The sequence below is a fragment of the Cytobacillus sp. GQ23 genome (genome assembly GCF_059758675.1).
In genome coordinates, this window is record NZ_JCAXER010000067.1 from 1 (window position 1) to 1,834 (window position 1,834).

Here is a 1,834-nt window from a genome sequence, read left to right on the forward strand (position 1 = left end):
CCTGGTCTTTTTGCTACCGAGGTTTTTAATTGAGGTTGCTCCCTTCCACGCTCCACCAATATGACCATCTTTATCCCTAGATATATACTTTGGTCCTTTACCTTTTCCCCTTAAATAAATCTTAGCTCCGTGTGAGTATTGACCCCCTTATATACCAAGGGATTCGAGACTTTTTAACCAGGAAAACGTTAATTCGCATTATACGCGCAATTGTTCTTTCTCGCTCTGAAGAAGGAATAGTCCCTTGTTGATCAATCATCTTCAAATAATTTTTCTCCACGATGGAGGCGCATGGCAATATCTGCTGTATGCGGCATTTCCCTAGCAGTTGGGGCATGGCCTGCCAGATAACGTGTTACCGCGAGAATCAATGTTTCCTGTGCATACCTGGCAAACTCGGAATCCTCATTTTCCAAATGATCATGTTCGATTATTGCCGCTTCATACATTTGAAATGAATGAAACTCTGCATCCTCCCTTAGTAAAGCGTGTCCCAGCGTATTTAAGAGTTGACTTTTATCACCGCCGCGTGCCAGGTAATTTACTACCCATCTTGCAGATTCTGAAACTTGTTACTGTTGATTCATCATCTCCAATAATTCTGAATGATTCTTCGGTTCAGTTTCTTCATCCTTTGGCTTCGGTCTTCTTGCAGACGGTGTATTGAGAAAACGATCAAGATACACACTCATTGCACCATGGAAAACAGCCCTGGTCAATTCATTTATGAGTAGATTTTACAAGATGTAATTAATAACAAAATAGGATTAGGTTTAAATTGGAGGTGGTTGGAATTGAAAATGTATAGCATAGGATTACTCACTATTTCTTTATTACTGGGGGTAGGAATATGTATACTCTACAATCTCTATTACCGGAGGATAATTTGCCTTTTTAAGGTCCCTAATCTGGGAATGCAGTCTGCTTTGTTTTATTTCATTGCCCCTTCAATACCTCAAAGAGATGTTTTGAAACTATACCGGATGCTGTATTCACTTTTATCTGCCCTTAGATACGTACTGATTTCACCCAGGATTTTAATTACCTTATGGGCGAGTTCCACAGTTTTGGGTGATTTTTTCTTCGTTGCCACAGTGAATGGTTTAAATGCCTCCCATTTAATTACTTAAGAACAAACCGAGAATCCTTTGAATCTGCTGATATAGATAACTTTTCCGTTGCATCCATGAATCAGTAGGTATATTATGGAATTTGGATTTGATACATAAATCTAGAGGGGGTACAAAAATGAAAAAATCCATTATGATGTTCGTCATCGCCACTCTTGCTATTATGTTGTCTGCATGTGGTGAAGAAACATCCAAAGAAGACGAACCAAAAAAAGAAGAGGTTCAGGAGCAGAAAGAGAAAGCTAAGGAACCTGCAGAAGAAAAAGAAGAAAAGGCTAAAGAGGAAGAAACTGCAGAAGCCGCTAAGATTGATACGTCCATGTATCAATACGCCAAAAACATTGATGTGACTGATGCGCTTGAAATAAATAACCACATTACACTCATGATTGATATGAATCCTAAAACAAACCAAGGCATGGCATTTCAGCATGTGTTAAACGATACTTATGACTTCTTGCTTCAAGATAGTGTTCAGCAAGCAGACACGGTTGGAATAAATGTTCGACAAGATGGCGTGAAGATTGCTATGTTTACCGTACATCCGAAGGAATTTGTGGAAAATGATGAGATACCCATGGCGGATTTAGTGCTGCAGGCATCCATCGTTGACATGATGACGGACGAGGTTAAAGCCTATGCAGAAGCAATGGAACTGCCAGTGAAAACCAAACAGTAACCTGAACGAAGGACCTAAATAGGTC

General features: G+C 39.7%; 2 protein-coding genes and 1 pseudogene. 1 reads left to right on the plus strand and 2 read right to left on the minus strand.

Annotation, left to right across the window (positions count from 1 at the left end; genetic code table 11):
- A pseudogene (locus AC6CHU_RS25830) lies at window positions 1-135 on the minus strand (toxin C-terminal domain-containing protein); the annotation flags it as partial.
- Window positions 136-251: 116 nt separating this feature from the next.
- Window positions 252-449 (minus strand): hypothetical protein, encoded by a 198-nt coding sequence (locus AC6CHU_RS25835; protein WP_236566106.1) that lies wholly within the window; start codon window positions 447-449, stop codon window positions 252-254.
- A 799-nt stretch (window positions 450-1,248) separates the two neighbouring features.
- Between AC6CHU_RS25835 and AC6CHU_RS25840 the strand changes: the two genes are divergently transcribed.
- The gene (locus tag AC6CHU_RS25840; RefSeq protein ID WP_159862227.1) at window positions 1,249-1,809 is read left to right on the plus strand and encodes a hypothetical protein; all 561 of its coding nucleotides are present in this window, start codon (window positions 1,249-1,251) and stop codon (window positions 1,807-1,809) included.
- The last annotated feature ends 25 nt before the right edge of the window (window positions 1,810-1,834 follow it).

Coding starts and splice junctions, on each gene's coding strand:
- AC6CHU_RS25835 (WP_236566106.1), bottom strand. CDS start 449: ATGTATGAAGCGGCAATAATCGAACATGATCATTTGGAAAATGAGGAT.
- AC6CHU_RS25840 (WP_159862227.1), top strand. CDS start 1,249: ATGAAAAAATCCATTATGATGTTCGTCATCGCCACTCTTGCTATTATG.